The organism is Novosphingobium lentum NBRC 107847, from assembly GCF_001590965.1.
In the GTDB taxonomy this organism is placed as follows: domain Bacteria; phylum Pseudomonadota; class Alphaproteobacteria; order Sphingomonadales; family Sphingomonadaceae; genus Novosphingobium; species Novosphingobium lentum.
In genome coordinates this window covers 1-19,946 of sequence record NZ_BCTW01000032.1, presented here as the reverse complement: position 1 = coordinate 19,946, position 19,946 = coordinate 1, and the positions used below count along the sequence as shown (strand labels likewise).

Sequence of the window (19,946 nt, the reverse complement as noted above, 5' to 3'; positions counted from 1 at the left end):
CGCGTTGCATGGTTTCGCTTGACCCACGGTGCGGACCGGCTGCCCCGTGCGAAACCGGGCAGCAGCGCGAACGACAACATCGAAAGGGAGAGCATGGCCGGTTCCGCAGCCACGGAGAACGCCTCCGGGTATCGGTGGATCGTGTTGCTGGTCCTGACCTTGGCGCACAGCTGCCACATCATGGACCGCATGGTGGTGAGCATCGTGATGGAGCCGGTGCGCCACGAGTTCAATCTGACCGACACCCAGCTCGGGCTCATTTCCAGCCTCGGCTATGGACTGTTCTATGGCGCGGCGGTGCTGCCGATGGGCATGCTGATCGACCGGTCGGTGCGCAAGAACGCGCTGGCCGTGATCCTGGCGCTGTGGAGCGCGGCGACGGCGGTGTGCGGCCTCGCCTCGAGCTGGACGATGCTGCTGGTGTCGCGCTGCGTGGTCGGGCTGGCCGAATCGGGCGGATCGCCCGCCGGCCTCTCGCTGCTGTCGGATTACTTCCCCGCACGCGAACGCTCGACCGCTGTGGGGCTGTGGTATCTGTCATCGGCGATCGGATCGATCGTCACGTTCATCGTCGGGGGCATGATCGCCGCGACGTATGGCTGGCGCACGGCCTTCATGCTCGCCGGGGTGCCGGGCATGGTGATGGCGGTCGTGGTGTTTTTCGTCGTGCGCGAACCGGTGCGCGGGGCGAGTGACGACCTGCCCGCCCTCGTGCCGCACGCACCCGCACCCGAAAAACTGTCGTTCTCCCGGTCGCTGGCGGAAATCGGGGCGCGACCGGCGGCCGTGCACATCCTGCTCGGCGTGTTGCTGACGGCGGCGGCGATCTCGTCGTATTCGACGTGGTCGATCTCGTTCCTGGTGCGCCAGCACGGGCTCAAGCTGTCCGAAGCAGGACTTACCGTGGGCCTGACCACCGGGCTGCTGGGCGCGATCGGCGGAGCGTTCTTCGGTTGGCTGGCCGACCGCAGCAGCCGCCGCGATCCGCGCGCCAACCCGTGGCGGTCGGGCATGATCGCGGCCGGCACCTCGCTGGCGGCGACGTTCCTGGGTATAGCCTCGCTGCTGACCGTGGCCACGGTCCCGGCGCTGGTGCTGGTGGCGTGCTATGCCTTCTTCTTCAACAGCTACAACGGTCCGGCCAACGGCCTGCTGCTGATCGTGGTGCCGCCGCAAGTCCGCGGCTTTACCATCGCGCTGCTGCAGCTTGGCGCCACGCTGCTGGGCTTTGGCGTGGCCCCGTTCCTGGTGGGTCGGCTCAGCGACATGATCGGCGGGTCGAACTCGCTGGGCTGGGCGCTGTCGATCATGCTGCTGTGCCATCCCCTGGCGGCGATGCAGTTCGCGTTGGCGGCGCGGCAGGTGAAGCGCAACGGCACCGGCCGCAGCGACGGCCCGAACGATGCATTGCGGCCTGCCGCGGCATAGAGTTTTTCCGATTGGCATCGGTTCGGTACCAGCCCGCTCCAACAGAACCATCCTAACGGCACGACGACACTAGTATTGGCGCTGCGGCGAATGCTTGTTGCGGTGACGGCATGGGTGGCGATCGCCTATGAAACCTGCAAAATCCGGATCAGGAGTGTTGAGGAATGGCGCAGGCAATCGGTTCAGTAGGGTTCATCGGGCTGGGCAGCATGGGCGGGTGCCAGGCGCGCGAACTGGCCAAGCTGTCACTCCCGCTCACCGTGTTCGACAAGTTTCCCGCCGCGATGGAGCCGTTTCGCGGCAAGGCCACGCTGGCCGGCAGCATCGCCGATCTGGGCACCTGCGATGTCGTGGGCATCTGCGTGCAGGACGACAAGCAGGTGACCGAATGCTGCGATGAACTGATCCCGGCGATGCAGCCCGGCTCGGTCATCCTCGTGCACAGCACCATCCGCCCCGCCACGGCCAAAGCGCTGGCGGAACGTGCGGCGGCCGTCGGTGTGGAGCTGATGGACGCGGCGGTCACCCGCACCGAAATGGGCAACGACGGCCCGTTCGTGTTCTGCATGCTGGGCGGCGACGAGGCGACGATGGCGCGCGTGCAGCCAGTGCTCGATGCCTATTCCACCAACACCATGCTGGTCGGCCCGCTTGGCTCGGCGATGGGGCTCAAGATCTGCAACAACCTGGTGTCGTGGTGCCAGATCGAGCTGGGTCTCGAGGCGATGGACATGGCCGAGGCGGCCGGGGTGCCGCTGGACAAGCTGATCGCGGTGATGCAGCGCAACGGCGTGATGACCCCGCCGATGAACGGCTTCATCGCCTTCCGCAACAATCCCGGCGACCAGACCCGGCGCGACCTGATGGCCGTTCAGGCCGGCATCGGCGAAAAGGATCTGACGCTGGCGAATGAGCTGGGCGAAGCGGTGGGCAAGCCATCTGCGATCGGCGCGCACGTGAAGGATTACGTGAAGCAGGCCATCATCGATGTCTGCCGCCGCTGAGGCGGGAATGCGCGTCACAAGACTGTGGCTGTGACCTCGGTGGCGACCCGGCGCGTGCTCGTGGCCGGGGGCACCGGCGTGACCGGGGCGAGCACGGTCGCGGCGTTTGCCGCAGCGGGATGGGACGTGCACGGCACCTCGCGCCGTCCGCCCGCAACATGCCTGCCGGGGACGCGCCATCACATCGCCGACCTGCTCGACCCGGCATCGTGCCGCGCCTTGGCGCAGGCGACCGGCCCGGTCGACGAAATCGCGTTCTGCGCGATCAACGAGGCGCCGGGATCGCTGGTGGAGAAGTGGACCGATCCGGGCCAGGTCGATCGCAACCGCGCGATGCTGGCCAACCTGCTCGACGCGGTGCTGGCGGAGTCGCCCGGCTTTCGCCACATCGCGATCGTTCACGGCAGCAAGGCCTATGGCGTCCACCTGCCGCATCATCGCTTCACCGTGCCCCACCGCGAGGACGAGCCCCGGCTCGAGCACGAGAACTTCTATTTCGCGCACGAAGACGAAGTTGCGGCGCGTTCGGCGGGGCAGGACTGGTCGTGGACGGTGTTTCGCGCGCCGATCATCCTGGGCGGGGGCATCGGCACCAATCTCAGCAACTTCCTCGCGCTGGGCGTGATCGCCTCGCTCGCCGCGATCGCAGGGCGGCGGTTCGATTTCCTCGCCGGGCCGGACGAAGGCGTGTTCCAGGTGATCGACGCCGACCTGCTTGGCCGGGCGATGGTCTGGGCGGCGGACGCACCGGGCGCACGCGGCCAGATCTTCAACATCTCCAACGGCGACGTGACCCAGTGGCGCGCTTTGTGGCCGGTGATCGCGCAAGCCTGCGGCGCGACCGTGGGCGCGGACCGGCCGGGGCAATCGTGCATCGCGCTGGCCGCAGCGCTGGCGCCGACGTGGGCCGATGCGGTCGCGCGCTACGGCCTTGTCGCGCCAACGGACCTGCGGGAATTTCTGGGCGAATCGTTCGCCCTGCTCGATTTCGCGCTGCCCTCCGGCCTCACCAGCGTGCTCAGCACGATCAAGCTGCGCAAGGCCGGCTTCGCCGATTGCGAGGATACGCCCGAACGGGTGCGCGCGTGGTTCCGGCGCTGGCAGCGCGAGGGATTGCTGCCGCCGGTCTAGTTGCGCGTGCTGCCCAGCAGGTTGCGGCGCGCTTCCTCGTCGAGCTTGGGCGAGGTCATGCGGTGTTCCTCCAGCAGCGCCATGCCGCGCACCACCCCGGGGCGTGCGGCCATGCGTACCTGCCACGCCGTCAGCGCCGGAAACGATGCCATGTCGAGGCCGAGCATTCCGCCCACCAGCGTCCACGGATAGCAGGCCATGTCGGCGATGGAGAGGGCGTCGGTGATGAATTCGCGCCCCTCCAGCTGCCGTTCGAGCACCCCCATCAGGCGGTCCGCTTCGCGCGAATAGCGGTCTATGGCGTAGGGCAGCGGTTCGGGCGCGTAGTTGCGGAAATGGAACGCCTGCCCGAACATCGGGCCAAGGCCGCTCATCTGCCACATCACCCACTGCAATGCGGCAAAGCGCCCGTGCGGTTCCGCCGGCAGGAAGCGCCCGGCCTTTTCAGCCAGATATATCAGGATCGCACCCGATTCGAAGATCGCCAGCGGACCGCCGGGCGCTTCGGTGTCGATGATCGCGGGCATGCGGCCGTTCGGGCTGATCCGCAGGAACGCCGGATCGAACTGGCCGCCCTTGGTGATGTCCACCGGCTTAACCGCGTAAGCCATCGCCAGCTCTTCGAGCAGGATGGAAACCTTCTGCGCGTTGGGCGTGGGCCAGGCGTAAAGTTCGATCATCGGGCGTTCCTTCGCGGGTCAGAAGTCCATCGGCAGCTTGAGCCAGTCGCGGTAAATGCGGTCGCGGTGGGCGAACAGGGCGTCGCCGGCGATCTCGCGCAATTCCGGATCGGTGTAGCCCGCGCGCATGTCCGGCGGCATGTTCGGGCAATGCTCGACAGGCAGTGGCTCGATCGCGCCAGCCATCGCCGCCCAGTAGATATCGAGCGCGCTGAGGCTTTCGCCGATCAGGCCATCGCGGCCCTGCGCCTGCTGGCTGGCCAGACGATCGCGCAGCCGGGCGACGATGGCCTTCTGCTGCACGCGCGCCGGTGCGACGGCGGCGGGATCGTAGTGATACCGCGCGGCCAGCACCGGCATGATCGCGCGGGCCATGGCGCCGGGATCGGGAGCGTTCAGGCCCCAATGCGTCATGCGCAGCCGCAGGTTCCAGCCGAAGCCGTTTTCGCCGCACAGTTCGTTGCACAGCCCGAACATGGCGATGCGATCGTCCATGTCCTCAGGGATCAGGCGCGGCGACGGGGCGATGCGTTCGGCGAGGTAAAGCTGTTCGATCCAGGTGGAGCGCGGGCGCTCGTCGTGCCACACCGCGACCGGGCCGGATGTCTGCGCGGTCCATTCCAGCAGCGCGAGGTTTTCGCCGCCGACGACCTGTTCGACCAGCTGGTAAGGAACTTGCTTGGCATCGAACAGCGATTTGCACGCCTCGCTCCACAGCCCCGGAACGTGCGCGGTGACGACCAGCCGCAGGCCCGTGGCCGCCCGGCCTTGTTCCACGCTGAGATACTGCGCCATTGCCGGGTTCCTTGCCTGTTCGAGCCGATCCCGCGCCTGACACGGCCACTGTCGGCGAACCCCTCCCTGACGATAGGGCCCCAGGGCAGCCGCAGGACACCCTTAGGGCAAGGGCTTGACGCGATGGCCCCCGCGCGCCAGTCGCAACCGATGATGGACTGCACGCAACGCCGCCGTTTCGACGATCTGCAGGTGGGCGAGCGCCGCCGGTCCGCGCCGCTGGTGCTGGACGAGCAGGCCATAATCGCTTTCGCGCAAGCCTTCGATCCGCAGTGGTTCCACGTCGATCCGCAGGCGGCACAGCGATCGGCGTTCGGCGGGCTGATCGCCAGTGGCGCGCATCTGATCGCGCTGTGGCGGCGGATGGATCACGATCTCAACGGCGATATCGACTTTTATTGCGGCGTCGCGCTGGAAGACGTGCGCTTCCGGCTGCCGGTGCGGCCGGGCGACAGCCTGACGCTGGAATCCGAAATCGTGGCATGCCGTCCGTCGGCCAGCGATCCGGGGCGCGGGCTGATCACGCAGGCCTATCGCATGGTCAATGGCGCGGGCGACGTCGTGCTCGATCTTCGCGCCGTCAATCTCGTCTATCGTGGAGCAGGGGCATGACCGAAGCGCGTTCGGGCGAAACGGCCCCCGCCGGCAGCGAGCGCTGGTTCATCGTGCTGCTGGGGCTGGTCTACATGATGAACTTCGTCGACCGGACGATCGTTTCGGTCGCGGGCGAAGCGATCCGGCGTGATCTCGACCTCACCGACCTGCAACTCGGCCTGCTCGGCGGGCTGGCGTTTTCGCTGTTCTACGCCGCGCTGGGCATTCCGCTGGCGCGGCTGGCGGAACGGCGCAGCCGGGTGGGGATCATCGCTGCGGTCACCGCGATCTGGTCGGTGATGACCGCGCTGTCGGGCGCGACGGGAAGCTTTGCGCAACTGCTGCTGTGCCGCATGGGTGTCGGCGTGGGCGAGGCGGGGTTCACGCCTGCGCTCGTCTCGATGATCTCGGATCGCTTTCCCGAGGAGCGCCGCGCCAGCGCGTTTTCCACCATCGCCATCTGGGTGCCGATCGGCGCGGCGATATCCGCCACGCTGGGCGGCTGGGTGGTGCAGAACTTCGGCTGGCGCGCCGCGTTCCTCGCGCTGGGCCTGCCGGGCCTGATCCTGGCGCTGCTGCTGAAGCTGACGATTCCCGAACCGCCGCGCCGCAACGCCGGCGAAGCGACCGCGACGCCCCCGTTCGGCGCGGTGCTGCGCCGCGTCGGCCGCTCGCCCGCGTTCCTCTATCTGACCGCGGCGAGCGGGCTGGTGGGCATGGTCGGCTTCGGCCTGAACCTGTTCATGATCCCGCTGCTGGTACGCCGCTATGGCCTTGATATCGCGCAAGCCGGCCTGATCTTCGCGATCTCGCTCAGCCTGTCGATGGGTATCGGCAACTATGCCGGGGGCCGCGCCGCCGATTGGCTGGGGCGGCGCGACATCGGCTGGTTCGGGCGCGCGCCGGCGCTGCTGCTGATGGTCGCGCTGCCGCTGTACCTGCTGGCGATCCTGCAATCCGACTGGCGGTGGTTCATGGTGCTGATGTTCTTCGCCGCCGCCACGCTTTATGCGTTCCTGCCCGCGATCATGACCGTGACGCAGCGGCTGGTGGAGCCGCGCATGCGCGCCTCTGCCGCCGCGCTCCACGCGTTCGGGCAGACCGTGGCGGGGCTGGGCATCGGCTCGGTCGCGCTCGGCTGGCTCAGCGACCGGCTCGCTGCGCAGGCGTATGCGGGTGATTATCGCGTGCAATGCGCGCACCATGCCGTGGATCGCGCCTGCGGTCTGGCAGCTGCGCAAGGTTTGCAGCACGCGATGATGGCGGCCGGCGCGGTGCTGATCCTGGCCATCGTGCTCTACTTGCGCGCGGCGCACGCGCTGCGCCGTGAAATCCCGGGCGCCACGCCCCAGGGGTGAACGGCGCGGCAATCGGCGCAACCTCCTATCGTTCGAAAGGCCCGGATGCCGCCCTGGCAGCCCAAGCTGCCACACAACAGGCAAGAGGACAGGCAGATGGCTACTTCCACGGTGCACGCGGCGCCCGACCGGACCGATCCGCAGCACCTGCTGGATGCCGCGCGCGCCCTGGTGCCGCAGGTGATCGCCACGCGCGACGAAGCCAACCGCCAAGCCGACGTGCTGCCCGAAACGATCGCCGCGATTCAGGCGGCGGGCCTGCTGCGCGCGTTCCAGCCGGCCCGCTGGGGTGGGCTGGAACTCGATCCGCGCCATGTGTTCGATCTGCAGAACGTGTTCGCCGAACACTGTCTGTCCACCGCATGGGTGTTCGGCGTGCTGTCGGTCCAGTCGTTCATGCTCGGGCGGATGGACCCGCTGGCGCAGTCCGACGTATGGGGTGATGATCCCGACGCGCTGGTGTCATCGTCGTTCGCGCCGGTCGGGCAAGTCACGCCGGTCGCAGGCGGCTATCGCATCGCCGGGCGCTTTACCTTTTCCAGCGGCAGCAGCCACGCGCAATGGGCCGTCGTGGGCGGCATGGTCCCGCCGGACGAGGCGCGCCCCGCCCCGCAGATGCGCCTGTTCCTGGTGCCCATGGGCGATTGCCGGATCGACCGGGTGTGGGATACCTTTGGCCTGCGCGCCACGGGTAGCAACGATCTGGTGATCGAGGATGCGTTCGTCCCGGCCTATCGCACGTATGTGCCCGATGCCGGGCTGCTGCCGCTGCCGGCAACATCGGGCCTGTCGCAGCTTTATCGCCTGCCGTGGCTGTATGTGTTCGGCTCGTCGATCTCCAACCTCGCGGTCGGCGCGGGGCGCGGGGCGCTTGCCGCGTTCACGGCGGTCACGCGCGATCGGCAGGGGGCGTTCGGATCGGGCGCATCGCGCGACAATCCCCGCTACCTGTCGGCGATCGGGCGCGCCCGCGTGGAGATCGACACGGTCGAGCGGCAGTTGCGCGACAACTTCGCCCGGCTGGCCGATCATGTCGCGCGCGACCGGGCGTTGCCGCTGGACGAGGCGCTGCTCTATCGCGCGGAACTGACCGGAAACCTGCGCCGCATCGCCATGCTGGTGGACGAGATGATGCTGTTGCTGGGCGGGCGCGGCATCCAGCGCGACGGTCCGCTGACCCAGCTGTGGCTCGATCTGAATGCCGCACGCGCGCACGCGGGCAATGATCCGTCGGCCATCCACGCGCAGATTGCCGGTGAGATGCTGAACGCCTGACCGGGCGGAGCCGCCGCCCGAATCACAACGCCGCCGAGAGCCTCGACGGCGTGATGATTCGGAGAAAGTATGCCGCCTGCGCCGGTTGAATGGGCGCGGGCTCGCACGCGATCAGAGGCGGTCGATTTCCTTGCGGCTCAGCGTGCTGACCAGGCCATGGTCGTTCTTGCTGATCGTGGCGACGGGGATGTAGACCATCTTCATGTCGCTGATCACGACGACGGCGGCGCCGCGCACCCGATCGACACGGCCGATCCGGCGACCGTCGGCCGACCACACGAGTTCACCACCCTTGATGTCGGGAGTGGCAGCAGCGGCAGCAGCCGGTGCAGGGTCTGCAGCGTGCGCTGCGGCGGGAAGAATGGCAAGGCCGAGGGCCAGCGCGAATACGGAATGAAGTTTCATGTCAGTCACCACTGTTTCAATACGATGGGTGACGGGCTGGCCCGCCATTTGGGTCAAATACCGATCGCCGGGGGGATTGTCGATAGCGATTCGGAAATTAACTTGATGGCGGTGGAACAAGCGGTCAAGGGCGGCCTTGCGCGCACGTCCGAGACGGTCCAGTCTGCCGGGAAGCGCTGAACAAGGCGCAGTTGCGGGTGACGATGGGAAGGAGCCGCCAATGATCGTGAACAGCGGACCGGTTCGGATCGACGAGCGGCCCTGCGCGCAGGCCGACCATGCCCTTTCCGGCAAACGCGCCGTGGGCCGGCCTCGCCGCCTGACGCTCGACGCGATCGTCGATGCTGCCTGCAAGGTGGGGATCGAACAGCTGGAAATGAACACCGTCGCGCAACAGCTCAATACCGGCGTCGCCACGCTCTATGGCTATGTCCGTGGCCGCGACCATCTGCTCGAACTCGTCGCCGAACGGATGGCATCGCGGGCGATACCCGACAACTATGGCGGCACGTGGCAGGAAGTGCTGCGCGGACACGCGGCGCTGTGCTTTGCGATGTTCAATTCGAAACCCGAAATGATCGGCAACCTGATCGGGGGGGAGAAGACCGATCGCGAAGTGGCCTATGCCACCAACATCATCGCGATGCTGGAAAAGCGCGGTCTTTCGCGCGAACAGGCGCTCGATCTTTATGTCGAAACCAACCAGGCGGTCATCGGCGCGGCGGTGATGCTGGTCCGGCGCAAGATTCTCGCCAACGCCGGCGTCGATGAAGACGGCAACGTCATCGCGCTACCCCCCGGGCTGGGTGATTATCGCCCGACGCTGGAGCGGCTCGTGCGCGATTATGAGGCGCGCGCGGCCGAAGCCTGATCGCCACCGATCTGCGCCACCCGGAATCAGAACGCGCCAACCGCCGTCACGGCTTGGCGGGCGGATCCACCGCGAACACATAGATCGCGTTGCCGGTCGACGGCAGGTAGATGTTGCCGATCTGGCCGGTGACGACCGCCCACGCGCCCAGCGGTCCGGCGGGCACGGCGATGTACTGCCGCCCGCCCGCGGCATAGCTGATCGGAAAGCCGTGGGCCGCCGCGCCGAGCCGGGTGTGCCACAGCACTTTGCCCGTCGCGCTGTCGAACGCGCGGACCATGCGATCGGCATCGCCGACGAACACCAGCCCGCCCGCCGTGGTCAGCGCGGCGGTGGTGAACGGGGTGCGTTGCTGGTAGTCCCACACCTGCTTCAGGGTGCGCACGTCATAGGCGGCAAGCTTGCCGAAATTGCCGTGGCTGCCCGGCATTTCGGTCCGGCCGCCCGGTTCGATCGCGTTCGCGCCGCCCAGCCCGCCGCCGCCGATCTTGAACTCCACGTCGGTGCCTTTCATCCCGCCGCACATCTGCAGCAGCGGCACGATCAGCGTGCCGTGGCGTGTGTCGAAGGCGCTGGCCGGCCAGTCATGCCCGCCAAACGTCGTCGGGCAGGTGCGGACCGTATCGCCCACTTTGGCGGTCAGGATGTCGGGCCGGTAGGTCAGGTGCCCGGTATGGCGATCGACTTTGGCGTAGACGTCCTGATAGACGGTTTCGGCGACGTCGACGTAGGCGCCGGTCTGGCGATCGAGCTTCCACAGCAGGCCGTCCTTGCCGATGGTCAGCAAGTCCTTGCGCCCGTCCACATCGACCAGCACGCGCTCGAACACGCTGTCCAGATCGAGCGGATCGCCGGGCATGTGCTGGAAATGCCACTTCATCCGGCCGGTACGCGGATCGAGCGCGAGCGTGGAGTTGGTGTAGAGCGCGGCATCGCGCGGCGACATATGGCGGCTGGCCGCGACCCACGGCTTGGCCTGCGCGGTGCCGATGTAGAACGTATCGAGCGTGGCGTCATAGCTGCCGGGAATCCAGCCGTCGCCACCGGCGCGGAATTGGGCAGGCAGGCCCGCCCAGGTATCGCCGCCGGGCTGCCCGGGTTGCGCCACGGTGGGCGTGCGCCACAGCTCCCTGCCCGTGGCGGGGTCGTATCCGGCGACGAAGCACGGCGTCGTCTTGAAGCGTTCGCAGCCATTGATGCCGCCCACCAGCACGCCATTGGCGATGATCGGTGCGGCGGTCTGGGTGAACCCGTCCGCGGGATCGGCGCGCTGGGTGCGCCACAGTTCCTCGCCGCTGCGCGCATCAATGGCGACCAGCGCGGCGTCCTGCGTGGCGATGAACAGGCTGGTGCCGAACATCGCCATGTTGCGCACCGGGCCGAGCGCGACCGGCGTGCCATCAGCGCGTTCGTAGCGGTATTTCCAGATGAAATCGCCGGTCGCGGCATCGATCGCCTCGACCTGTCCGCCGGGCGCGAGCATGTACATCACGCCGTCGTGCACGATCGGCGTCGGCTCGTTGGTGCCATCCGGCAGCGCCATCACCCAGGCCAGCTTCAGCGTGCCGACGTTGCCGGTGTCGATCTGCGCCAGCGGGCTTTCGCCATGCCCGTCGCGGGTGCGCCGCCAGTTGAGCCAGTCGCCCGGCGGCGGCGTGGTCAGCATCGCCTCGGTCACCGGGGTGAACGGTTCGACCCGGCGGTTGCGCACCGCGAACGTCGCCATCAGCTGGGCAAAGGCCGCGTTCTCGGGCGAATCGGCGTGCGAACTGGCGCCGATCACGGGGGTGGGGTCGGCGTGCCCGGCATGCGCGGCCGCCGTGCCGTTTTGTGCCAGAATGTAGTTCGCCACCGCGACCGTCTCGCGGTCGGTGAGCGTGCCGGGCGATCCCGGCGGCATCATCGTCTTGACGTATTTGGCCAGATCGTCGCTGCTGCGCGCGCGCCATTCGGCGACGAACGCGGGCCCGGTCAGCGCCGGGCCGTGCGATGATCCGCGCAAGCTGCTGTCGTGGCACGCGACGCAGTGCGCCTCGAACACGGCCTTGCCCGGATCGGCTTGTGCTTGTGCGACGGCCGCAGTGCCCAGCATGGGACCCAGCAGCGCCGCGATCAGCAGGGCCATTCTTGCAGTCGATCCCGGCATAGCTTTTCCCGTCCAATCCCGGCGTGCACCCTCGCCTCGTGCTGATCGGCGGCATCTGCCGGTCGATAGGGGAGGCGACCCCTGCCATCGGACGGGATACGCGCCGCGTGCCGTCGTCGATCATCGGGGCATGAGCATCTTCACGCACATCTGCCTCGGCACCAACGACTTGGCGCGCGCGCGGCGTTTCTATGACGCCGTGCTGACGCCGCTGGGCATCCACAACCTCGGCGATTTCCTCGACCAGGGCATCGGCTATGGCCACCGGGCGGCCGAATTGCTGATCCTGCGCCCGCTCGACGGCGCGCCGGCCCACGCCGGCAACGGTGGGACGGTCAGCTTCAAGGGGCCGGGGCGCGCGGCGGTGCGCGCGTTCCATGCCGCCGGGTTGGCCAATGGCGGCAGCGATGCGGGCGCGCCGGGGCCACGCGGCGCGGTCGAACACGCCTATGGCGCCTATCTGCGCGATCCCGACGGCAACAAGATCTGCGCCTACTGCTTCGGCGCCAACGACTGAGCGAGGCGTCTAGCCCTTCACATGCGCCGCCAGCAGCGGCTGGACGCGCAGCGCCGGGGGCACATTGTCGACACCGATCCGGCGGTCGATTTCCTCGTTGTACCAGTAGATGAACTGTTCCTGGAAGCTGAGCACGACATCGCGGATGTCGCCCTGCTGGTAGGACCGCTGGATCGTGGGAAACAGGCCGATGTCTTCGGCCAGCACGGTCTTCTGGTTGGCCATCATCCCGTCCCAGAACGCGCGATCGTCATCGTCATCGCGCTTCCAGCCCATGAACATGTTCGACATGACCATCTTGTCCGGGCCCTTGGGCCAGAAGCTCTGCCAGTTGAAGCCCACCGGATCGAGCGCGGTAAAGCTGTTGGGAAAGCACGGCAGCGCGAACACGTGGTCCTTGAACCGCGTGGTGAAATCGTCGGGCGCGGCGGCATCGTGCCCGGCCGAGAAGAATGACTGGCCGCCGCGCTTGCGCGTGACGAAGCGGGCGTGGCCGCCTTCAAACAGCGAGATCGTGAAGCTTTTCGATTCGAGGTAGGGCGACAGCGTTTTCGCGTGGACGGTGTTCACGTGATAGATTTCGAGGAAGTTGTCGTAGGCGGTCTTCCAGTTGCAGTCGATTTCGACGTCGAGCGTGCGCTTGACCACCATCTGGTCGATCGGGAAATCGTCGATCTGGCCGGTCAAGGGCCCGAGAAAATCGGCGAGCGGGCCGGCCTGTTCATCGAAGTTGATGAAGATGAACCCGTGCCAGGTGTCGCAGCGCACCTGCAGCAGCGGCTTGTCCGCCTTGTTCAGACAGGCGAAGTTGTGCACCTCCGGCACCGACTTCAGTTCGCCTTCCGATGAGTAGCCCCAGGCGTGATACGGGCAGATAAACCGTTTCGCCACGCCTTCGGTCTCGGTGACGAGCGCCGAGCCGCGATGCCTGCACGCGTTCCGGAACGCGCGGATCGTGTCGTCGCTGCCGCGGCTGAGGATGATCGACTGGTCGAACTGTTCGAACAGGCGGTACGATCCCTGCTGCGGCAGCTGGCTGGCATGGCCGACGCATAGCCAGGTCTTGCGGAACACGTGGTCCATTTCCAGCCGGTGGAACTCGGGATCGAAATAGCGTGCGGCCGGCAGATCGGGCAGCGCGGGAAAGCCTGCGGGATAAGTCGAGCGCTGGAATTCGCTTTCGACCTCGGCGTACATGGTTTCGAGAACTTTCGGGTCCATCTGATCTCTTCCCCACCATTCCGTGTTCGTTGTCGCCGATCCGGCATTGCGCGCGGTGTATCATGATCGACCCGGACCGTGCATCCGCAACCGCTTGACGGTCAGTCGGAAATGCTCGGACCGTCAGGCCCGCGCAAGCGGGGTCGTTGCGCTTGTCGGCGGGCGAAATCCAATGCGTGGTGACAGAACCCGGGAGCAGCGGTAGCGCGCGCAACGAAGGACGTGACGATCCTGCTGGCCGGTGCCGCCCGCGCCCGGTCATCTCGCAACGAAAGGAATATTGCCATGAGCCGCATCACCCTCGACCAGGCCAACGCCATCATCGCCGGCGCTTTCGACAAGGCGCGCGAGCTGGCGTTGAAGCCGCTCGGCGTCGCGGTGCTCGACGCGGGCGGGCACCTGATCGCCTACCAGCGGCAGGACGGCGCCTCCACCGGGCGGCTCCAGGTGGCAACCGGCAAGGCGGCGGGCGCGCTGTTCCTGGGCGTGTCGTCGCGCAAGATCGGCGAGATGGCGGTCGAGCGGGCGACGTTCGTCACCGCGCTCGGCCCGATCGCGCCCGCCGGCGTGGTCCCGGCGGCGGGCGGCGTGATCGTGATCGATGACACCGGTTTCGCGATCGGCGCGGTCGGCATTTCGGGCGACCTGTCGGACAAGGACGAGGCCTGCGCGCTGGCGGGGATTGCTGCGGCAGGGCTGGTCGCGCAGGCCTGACCGGGCGCCGCGCCTCAGTCCTCCGGCGCGATCGTCACGCGCATGCCGTCGAGCGCGCTGGTGAAGGTGATCTGGCACGACAGGCGCGAATTGGCCTGCCGGTGATCCGAACTGTCGAGCAGGTCGCTCTCGTCGGCGGTGATGGCGGGAAGCTTGTCGGCAAAGCTGTCATCGACATAGACATGGCAGGTCGCGCAGCTGCAGCATCCGCCGCACAGCGCCAGCAATTCATCGAACCCGGCATCGCGGACGATCTCCATGACCGAAATGTTGGTGCCGGCATCGACGGTCTGTTCCGAACCGTCGCGCTTGGCGACAATGAGCGTGGGCATGTCTGAAACTACTCCGGCTTGGGTGGGAATGCTGCGGCTGGGCCGTGCGCACGCGCCCTGCACCGCCCGTCCGCCACGCGTCCCCTGCCTGTCGATAGGTCCTGCTGATCGCGGGCCTGCCTAACCTTTTGCCATTGTCAGGAGACCCGCCATGGCCGCCTTTGTACGTTTTTACCGGATGACGGCACGTGCGGGCGAAGGCGGTGCGCTGCGCGATGCGCTCGCGGCGTTGGCAGCGAAAGTGCGGCCGATCGAGGGCTGCGAGGGCACCGAACTGCTGGAGGATGCCGAACAGCCCGGCCAGTTCGTGTTCCTGGAACGCTGGGCTTCGGCCGATGCCCACAAGGCGGGCGGCAAGCTGCTCGGCAAGGACGCCTTCGCCCCGATCATGGCCGTCCTTGCCGGACCGCCCGAGGCTTCGTCACTCACGCCGCTGGGGTAACCTTGCGGCGTCCTTTCCGTTACGAAAGCTTGGGCACCAGGCCGGCCATGTACGCGGTGATCTCGTCTGAAAACCAGCAGTGTTCGACATAGTGGCCCAACGTTGCGCGTTCGTCGGTGTAGAACCAGCGCACGTCATCACCGGCCCAACCATCGACCACCACCGGGTGCTGTTGCGTATCCCATGTCGCGCGATAGCGTTCGAAGTCTGCCAGCGTGCCGCGCACCGTCGTGCCGATGTGATGGAACATCATCGCAAACGAGCCGTCCCTGGGCAAAGGGTCCGACCACACTTCGGCGCCGGGGCCCAGCGGCTCGATCACTTCCAGCTCGGTCCCGGCGGTTCGCACCAATGCGATACGCAGCGGTGGCTGGTTGGGGTGGGTCTGGTTTTCGCGCGTGTTCATGATGTGATAGCGTTCCAGTTCGAACGCGGTGTCGAGGCGGCGCAGCGCCTCGTCCAGATCGGTCGTCACATACGCGATCTGGTGCATGTGGAGGCTGGGGAAGCTGAGCATGCCCCCCGCGTTGCCTTTCAGTCTTTCCGTCATGACCCGACTTTCACTTTGCATCGATGTTGTGTCCGCAAGGCTCCGATGCGCGCGCAACCATCGAGTCGCGCCTATCGGTCGTCTGGCCCCGAACCGATTCCGGCGCTATTTGCGCAACGCGCGCATGATGAAATCGAGCGCGAAGGCGCGGGTATCGGCGGGGTTCTGCTGCCAGTTGCGCCCAGAATACCGCTCCAGCATCGTGGACGAAGACAGGCAGCCCACGGTGATGATCACGGTCATGAATTCGATCTTGGTGCTGTCGATATCCGGGTGGAACACGCCTTCGATCTGCCCCCGGCGGACCACTTCGGCCAGGCGATCGGCCAGCGCTTTTTGCAGCAGGCGGATCTCGTTGATCGAGCGCAGCTGCGCCCCGTCATGCAGGCTCTGGTCGAGCGAGACCATGCCGATGATGGGATCTTCGGCATAGACGTCGTACACACCCTCAAGGTAGGTGCGCACCGCATCCACCGGCGACAGGTCCTCGAACGGGATCTGCAGCAATCGCGCGTTCGTGGTGATCGAGATGTCTTTGAGCAGTTCCCAGTACAGCTCGTCCTTCCCCTTGAAGTAGAAGTAGACGATCTGCTTGCTGACCCCGGCGCGCCGGGCGATGTGTTCCACTTTGGTGCCGTCGAAGCCGTTGGCGCCGAATTCCTCGCGCGCCGCTTCCAGGATCTTGCGGATGGTGGCCAGGGGATCGCGCGTGCCGCGCGGTCGCGTCGGAGGGGGATCGTCGGTCACCGGGTCAGCCTACCAAGTTGCGGCACGCCGTGCCAGTTGCGCGGAAATATCGGGCGAACGTCCCGAACCGGCGTGCCTTACCCGGCGCGCACAACCTCGTGCAGCGAGGATTCGCGCACCGGCCAGCCGCCCTCGGTGCCTGGCGCGACGAACAGTTCGCGCTCCGCCACCATCATCGTGACGATGGCCGTGCGATCCACGAACAGCACCTCGTCTTCGGCGATGGCGCGCATCACCGGTGAATCCGCACCCACTTCTGCCAGATCCGCCGGATCGACCCAGAATTCCGGCATGCCATCGAAATCGCACGCCGATCCCGCTTCCTGATCGCTGTCGAACACGTGGTTCTGGAAATAGAGCTGGAGGAAGTCGGCGGCGTTGTGTTCCACCAGCCCCACCTCGACATGGCGGGTGCGCCAGTGTTTTTGCGCCTGTGCGCGCGAAAGATCGGCGCGCCGTTTCAGCGTGACCATGATCTTGTTGGGCAAGGGCCGGCGGCCGATATCGTTGATCAGCAGGGCATCGACGTAAAGCTGTACGGTTCCGCCGTGATCGCGCACGCTGGCGGCAAAGCCATCGGCGCTGGCGCGATCCGCAAACCACGCTTCGATGATCGCGACAAACGGTGGCGGCGCATCGGCACCGCCGCGCACGTCGACCGGCAGCACTTCGTTGAACACCAGACGTTGCAACCCGGCAACGCCCGCTGCCAACTGGCCGGAGACAAATGCCTCCCACGCCGCGCCCGTTTGTGCGGGGCGCAGCAGCGAAATCAGCTTTACCGATCCTTCCATACGATCCCATCCGTTATCGTTCTGCGCACTTGGCGAAAGTCTATGCCGCAGTTTGTGTGCGCACAATGGCGGCGGGGCGTTCATGGACCAGCGCCAGCACAAGGTTCCCCACCGCCGGGCAGGTCACGCGGCAGGTTCGTCCCGTTCTTTTTGCGCAACACACGCCGCCGCGACCAAGCCACCGCATGGATCGGGTGACGCACAATTTCGAGAGGACCATGCCCATGATCAAGGAAGACGACCGGCCCGAAAGCAAAGTCGATCTCACCGGCCGCAGCGCCATCGTAACTGGCGCGGGATCGGGCATCGGCCGCGCGATCGCGCTGACGCTCGCGCGCAGCGGCGCCGAAGTGATGGTCAACGACATCATCGGCGACCGCGCGAACGAAACCGTCGCGATGATCGCAGCCGCGGGCTGCAAGGCGGCGGCCAATGTGTCCGACATCGCGGACGAGAACGCGGTGGCCGGCTTTGTCGGCGATGCCATGGCGCACTGGGGGAAGATCGACATCCTGTGCAACAACGCCGGGATCATGGACAAGATCGAGTTCGTCGAGGACGTGTCCACCGAACTGTGGAACCGCGTGTTCGCGGTCAACGTCACCGGCCAGTTCTTCGTGATGCGCGCGGTGCTGCCGCACATGCGCGCGGCGCGCAAAGGCGCCATCGTCAACACCGTGTCGGAGGCGGGCTTGCGCGGTGGCGCGGCGGGCGCGACTTATGTCGCCGCCAAGCACGCGCTGGCGGGCCTGACCAAGAGCGTGGCGTGGAGCCATGCCAACGAAGGCATCCGCTGCAACGGCATCTGCCCCGGCGCGATCGAAACCAACATCACCGGCGGCCTCGGCCTGGAGGCATTCGATCCGCGCGGCCTGGCGCGGGCAGGGCCGGTCATGGCGCTGTGCGAGCGCGCCGCCGGGCCGCAAGCCATCGCCAACGCCGCGCTGTTCCTGGCATCGGACGCGGCCTATTACATCAACGGCGTGATGCTGCCGGTCGATGGCGGCTGGATGGCGGGGTAGGTACGGCGCGTCCACCCCGAATCCTGCTTTCCGGGCTACCGCAGCAGCGATGCATTCGCGTTTACCCATCCAAAGAAAGGTGGCGCGACGGCCCCGCGTGCATCTAGAGGCGGCACACCTGTCTGCATGAGGAGTTTTCGATGCGGTTCGTTCGATACGATGACGGCGGCACCCCCCGCCTTGGCCTGGTTCGCGGCGAGGCGATCGTGTCGCTCGCGCCCATCGCGGACCGCTATCCCACCATGCACGCCATCATCGAGGGCGGCGACGCTGCGCTCGCTGCCGCGCGGGGCGTGCTCGACACCGGCGCCGATGCGCTGGCGCTCAAGGATGCGACGCTGCTCGCCCCGATCGAACGGCCGAGCAAGTTCCTGGCGATCGGCATGAACTATGCCAAGCACCTCGAGGAAGCCGACCGCCTCGGCGTGCCGCGCTTTGCCCACCAGGTGTGGTTCAACAAGCAGACGACCTGCATCGCCGGCCCCTATGACACGATCGATCCGGGCGTGACCGAAAAGCTCGATTACGAAGTCGAACTCGGCGTCGTGATCGGCAAGACCGCCAAGAAGGTCAGCGAAGCCGACGCCAAGGATTATGTGTTCGGCTATTTCGTGCTGAACGACGTTTCGGCGCGCGACTGGCAGTTCCATTCGAACACGATGACCATGGGCAAATCGTTCGACACCCACGGCCCGATGGGCCCGTGGATCATCACCGCCGATGAAGTGCCCGATCCGCACGCGCTCGACTTGCGCTGCTATGTGAACGACGTTTTGCGCCAGTCGAACAACACCGGCAACATGATCGCGAACGTGTGGGCGCAGATTGCCTACCTCACCACCGCGTTCACCCTGCTGCCGGGCGACCTGATCGCCACCGGCACGCCCGAAGGTGTCGCCGCCGGTATGGAAACCCCGGTGTTCCTCAAGCCTGGCGACGTGATCCGTTGCGAGGTCGACGGCATCGGCGCGATCGAGAACAAGGTGGTCGAACCGGCCTGATCGGGCCGGGCGGCAACGCCAGCAACAACGAAAAAGGCCTCGCGCGGTTGAAGCGCGGGGCCTTTTTTACGCCCGATGGAAGCGCCGCGCTACTTCGACTGCCCGGTCCCGCTCCCGGTAGCTGGCATCAACATGTTCGACATGCCGCCGTCGACCAGCACATCGATGCCGTTGATGTGGCCGGCTTGCGGCGAACACAGGAACAGGATCGCGCGGGCGACGTCCTCGGCGGTGCCGAGCTTGCCCAGCGGGATCGAGGATTCGCGCTGCTGGCGGCGTACCTCGTCGTCGTAGCCGGCCTTGGTCATCGGGGTATAGGTCGGCCCCGGCGAGACCGTGTTGCAGCGGATGCGGTCCGGGCCCCATTCGATGGAAAGCTGGCGCATCAGCATCAGCAGCGCTGCCTTGCTCGATGAATAGAAGCCCAGCGCGGGGGTGGGCTGCGTCGCCGACATCGAGGCGGTGGCGATGAACGCGCCGTGGCTTTCGCGCAAATACGGATGCGCCGCCTTGCCGATCAGCCAGGTCGCGCGGGTGTTGATCGCATAGATCAGCTCGAACTGCTCGACCGCCAGATCGACCAGCGCGCCGCCCATGATGATCCCGGCGTTCGAGATGACCGCGTCGATCCCGCCCATGTGCGCGATGGCGGCGTCAACGATGCGCGTGCCGCAATCGGGCGTGGACAAATCGACCACGGCGGTCGCTGCGCTCGCGCCGATGGCATCGGCCACCGCAGTCAGGTTGGCCGCATCGCGATCGGCCAGCAGCATCTGGTGGGCGCCGGGAATGGCGCTGCCGTCCGCGAGCAGTTCCGCGCAGGCGCGGCCGATGCCGCTCGCCGCCCCGGTGATGATGAAGCGCATCGGTTCAGTCCTTATTCGACGATGTTGAGTTCTTGGATGAGTTGCTGTCGGAG

Annotated in this window: 23 protein-coding genes; 13 read left to right on the top strand and 10 right to left on the bottom strand. The window is 66.8% G+C overall.

What is annotated here, in order from left to right:
* The first annotated feature begins 93 nt into the window (after nt 1-93).
* The 3 genes from NL2_RS20915 to NL2_RS19595 all read left to right on the top strand — a co-directional run bounded on the left by NL2_RS20915 (nt 94) and on the right by NL2_RS19595 (nt 3,563).
* Nucleotides 94-1,428 (top strand): spinster family MFS transporter, encoded by a 1,335-nt coding sequence (locus tag NL2_RS20915; RefSeq protein ID WP_169799552.1) that lies wholly within the window; start codon nt 94-96, stop codon nt 1,426-1,428.
* 164 nt (nt 1,429-1,592) lie between these two features.
* Nucleotides 1,593-2,432, top strand: a complete 840-nt coding sequence (locus NL2_RS19600) for an NAD(P)-dependent oxidoreductase (protein ID WP_068078045.1) — start codon at nt 1,593-1,595, stop codon at nt 2,430-2,432.
* A gap of 30 nt (nt 2,433-2,462) precedes the next feature.
* Nucleotides 2,463-3,563, top strand: a complete 1,101-nt coding sequence (locus tag NL2_RS19595) for an NAD-dependent epimerase/dehydratase family protein (protein ID WP_068078042.1) — start codon at nt 2,463-2,465, stop codon at nt 3,561-3,563.
* On the opposite strand, the gene NL2_RS19590 is transcribed toward NL2_RS19595, so the two are convergent.
* Nucleotides 3,560-4,243, bottom strand: a complete 684-nt coding sequence (locus NL2_RS19590; RefSeq protein WP_068078039.1) for a glutathione S-transferase N-terminal domain-containing protein — start codon at nt 4,241-4,243, stop codon at nt 3,560-3,562. The two genes, NL2_RS19595 and NL2_RS19590, sit on opposite strands and share 4 nt — an antisense overlap.
* A gap of 18 nt (nt 4,244-4,261) precedes the next feature.
* A complete protein-coding gene (locus NL2_RS19585; protein ID WP_068078036.1) occupies nt 4,262-5,038 on the bottom strand; it encodes a glutathione S-transferase family protein in 777 nt (258 codons plus the stop codon).
* Nucleotides 5,039-5,161: 123 nt separating this feature from the next.
* Between NL2_RS19585 and NL2_RS19580 the strand changes: the two genes are divergently transcribed.
* The 3 genes from NL2_RS19580 to NL2_RS19570 all read left to right on the top strand — a co-directional run bounded on the left by NL2_RS19580 (nt 5,162) and on the right by NL2_RS19570 (nt 8,265).
* Nucleotides 5,162-5,650: a MaoC/PaaZ C-terminal domain-containing protein gene (locus NL2_RS19580; RefSeq protein ID WP_245647777.1), complete on the top strand. Its 489-nt coding sequence runs from the start codon at nt 5,162-5,164 to the stop codon at nt 5,648-5,650.
* Nucleotides 5,647-6,990 (top strand): MFS transporter, encoded by a 1,344-nt coding sequence (locus NL2_RS19575; RefSeq protein ID WP_068078033.1) that lies wholly within the window; start codon nt 5,647-5,649, stop codon nt 6,988-6,990. Before NL2_RS19580 ends, NL2_RS19575 begins: the two co-directional genes overlap by 4 nt.
* 96 nt (nt 6,991-7,086) lie before the next feature.
* Nucleotides 7,087-8,265, top strand: coding sequence for an acyl-CoA dehydrogenase family protein (locus tag NL2_RS19570; RefSeq protein ID WP_169799551.1), 1,179 nt, complete (start codon nt 7,087-7,089; stop codon nt 8,263-8,265).
* 111 nt (nt 8,266-8,376) lie between these two features.
* Here NL2_RS19570 and NL2_RS19565 read toward each other — a convergent pair whose 3' ends face one another.
* Nucleotides 8,377-8,670 (bottom strand): hypothetical protein, encoded by a 294-nt coding sequence (locus NL2_RS19565; RefSeq protein ID WP_068078030.1) that lies wholly within the window; start codon nt 8,668-8,670, stop codon nt 8,377-8,379.
* Here NL2_RS19565 and NL2_RS21310 point away from each other — a divergent pair.
* Together NL2_RS21310 and NL2_RS19560 are read left to right on the top strand one after the other, a co-directional pair.
* A complete protein-coding gene (locus tag NL2_RS21310) occupies nt 8,659-8,850 on the top strand; it encodes a hypothetical protein (protein WP_157083278.1) in 192 nt (63 codons plus the stop codon). The genes NL2_RS19565 and NL2_RS21310 overlap by 12 nt on opposite strands.
* 40 nt (nt 8,851-8,890) lie before the next feature.
* Entirely contained in the window at nt 8,891-9,541 is a 651-nt protein-coding gene (locus tag NL2_RS19560) for a TetR family transcriptional regulator (protein WP_068078027.1), read from the top strand.
* Nucleotides 9,542-9,587: 46 nt separating this feature from the next.
* Here the strand turns inward: NL2_RS19560 and NL2_RS19555 are convergent, their stop codons facing one another.
* Nucleotides 9,588-11,666: an outer membrane protein assembly factor BamB family protein gene (locus NL2_RS19555; RefSeq protein WP_068078023.1), complete on the bottom strand. Its 2,079-nt coding sequence runs from the start codon at nt 11,664-11,666 to the stop codon at nt 9,588-9,590.
* Between the two features lie 151 nt (nt 11,667-11,817).
* Here NL2_RS19555 and NL2_RS19550 point away from each other — a divergent pair, with 151 nt between their 5' ends.
* Nucleotides 11,818-12,204 carry a VOC family protein gene (locus tag NL2_RS19550; protein WP_068078020.1) on the top strand — a complete coding sequence of 129 codons (387 nt, stop codon included), beginning with the start codon at nt 11,818-11,820 and terminating at the stop codon, nt 12,202-12,204.
* 9 nt (nt 12,205-12,213) lie between these two features.
* Here NL2_RS19550 and NL2_RS19545 read toward each other — a convergent pair whose 3' ends face one another.
* Nucleotides 12,214-13,425, bottom strand: coding sequence for an aromatic ring-hydroxylating oxygenase subunit alpha (locus NL2_RS19545; RefSeq protein WP_068078017.1), 1,212 nt, complete (start codon nt 13,423-13,425; stop codon nt 12,214-12,216).
* Between the two features lie 285 nt (nt 13,426-13,710).
* On the opposite strand from NL2_RS19545, the gene NL2_RS19540 reads away from it, so the two are divergent.
* Nucleotides 13,711-14,139: a GlcG/HbpS family heme-binding protein gene (locus NL2_RS19540; RefSeq protein ID WP_068078015.1), complete on the top strand. Its 429-nt coding sequence runs from the start codon at nt 13,711-13,713 to the stop codon at nt 14,137-14,139.
* A gap of 14 nt (nt 14,140-14,153) precedes the next feature.
* On the opposite strand, the gene NL2_RS19535 is transcribed toward NL2_RS19540, so the two are convergent.
* On the bottom strand, nt 14,154-14,471 hold the full coding sequence (locus tag NL2_RS19535) for a 2Fe-2S iron-sulfur cluster-binding protein (protein ID WP_068078013.1): 318 nt from the start codon (nt 14,469-14,471) through the stop codon (nt 14,154-14,156).
* A 151-nt stretch (nt 14,472-14,622) separates the two neighbouring features.
* Here NL2_RS19535 and NL2_RS19530 point away from each other — a divergent pair, with 151 nt between their 5' ends.
* Complete coding sequence (locus NL2_RS19530) at nt 14,623-14,913, top strand: putative quinol monooxygenase (protein ID WP_068078010.1); 291 nt, start codon at nt 14,623-14,625, stop codon at nt 14,911-14,913.
* Nucleotides 14,914-14,932: 19 nt separating this feature from the next.
* Here NL2_RS19530 and NL2_RS19525 read toward each other — a convergent pair whose 3' ends face one another.
* From NL2_RS19525 to NL2_RS19515, 3 genes are all read right to left on the bottom strand, one after another.
* A complete protein-coding gene (locus NL2_RS19525; protein WP_068078008.1) occupies nt 14,933-15,463 on the bottom strand; it encodes a VOC family protein in 531 nt (176 codons plus the stop codon).
* 105 nt (nt 15,464-15,568) lie between these two features.
* Entirely contained in the window at nt 15,569-16,210 is a 642-nt protein-coding gene (locus NL2_RS19520) for a TetR/AcrR family transcriptional regulator (protein ID WP_068078005.1), read from the bottom strand.
* Nucleotides 16,211-16,287: 77 nt separating this feature from the next.
* The gene (locus NL2_RS19515) at nt 16,288-17,004 is read right to left on the bottom strand and encodes an EthD family reductase (RefSeq protein ID WP_068078002.1); all 717 of its coding nucleotides are present in this window, start codon (nt 17,002-17,004) and stop codon (nt 16,288-16,290) included.
* Nucleotides 17,005-17,228: 224 nt separating this feature from the next.
* On the opposite strand from NL2_RS19515, the gene NL2_RS19510 reads away from it, so the two are divergent.
* A complete protein-coding gene (locus NL2_RS19510; protein WP_068078084.1) occupies nt 17,229-18,026 on the top strand; it encodes an SDR family NAD(P)-dependent oxidoreductase in 798 nt (265 codons plus the stop codon).
* A 140-nt stretch (nt 18,027-18,166) separates the two neighbouring features.
* On the top strand, nt 18,167-19,027 hold the full coding sequence (locus NL2_RS19505) for a fumarylacetoacetate hydrolase family protein (protein ID WP_068077990.1): 861 nt from the start codon (nt 18,167-18,169) through the stop codon (nt 19,025-19,027).
* Between the two features lie 89 nt (nt 19,028-19,116).
* On the opposite strand, the gene NL2_RS19500 is transcribed toward NL2_RS19505, so the two are convergent.
* Complete coding sequence (locus NL2_RS19500; protein ID WP_068077985.1) at nt 19,117-19,893, bottom strand: SDR family NAD(P)-dependent oxidoreductase; 777 nt, start codon at nt 19,891-19,893, stop codon at nt 19,117-19,119.
* Nucleotides 19,894-19,946 lie beyond the last annotated feature (53 nt).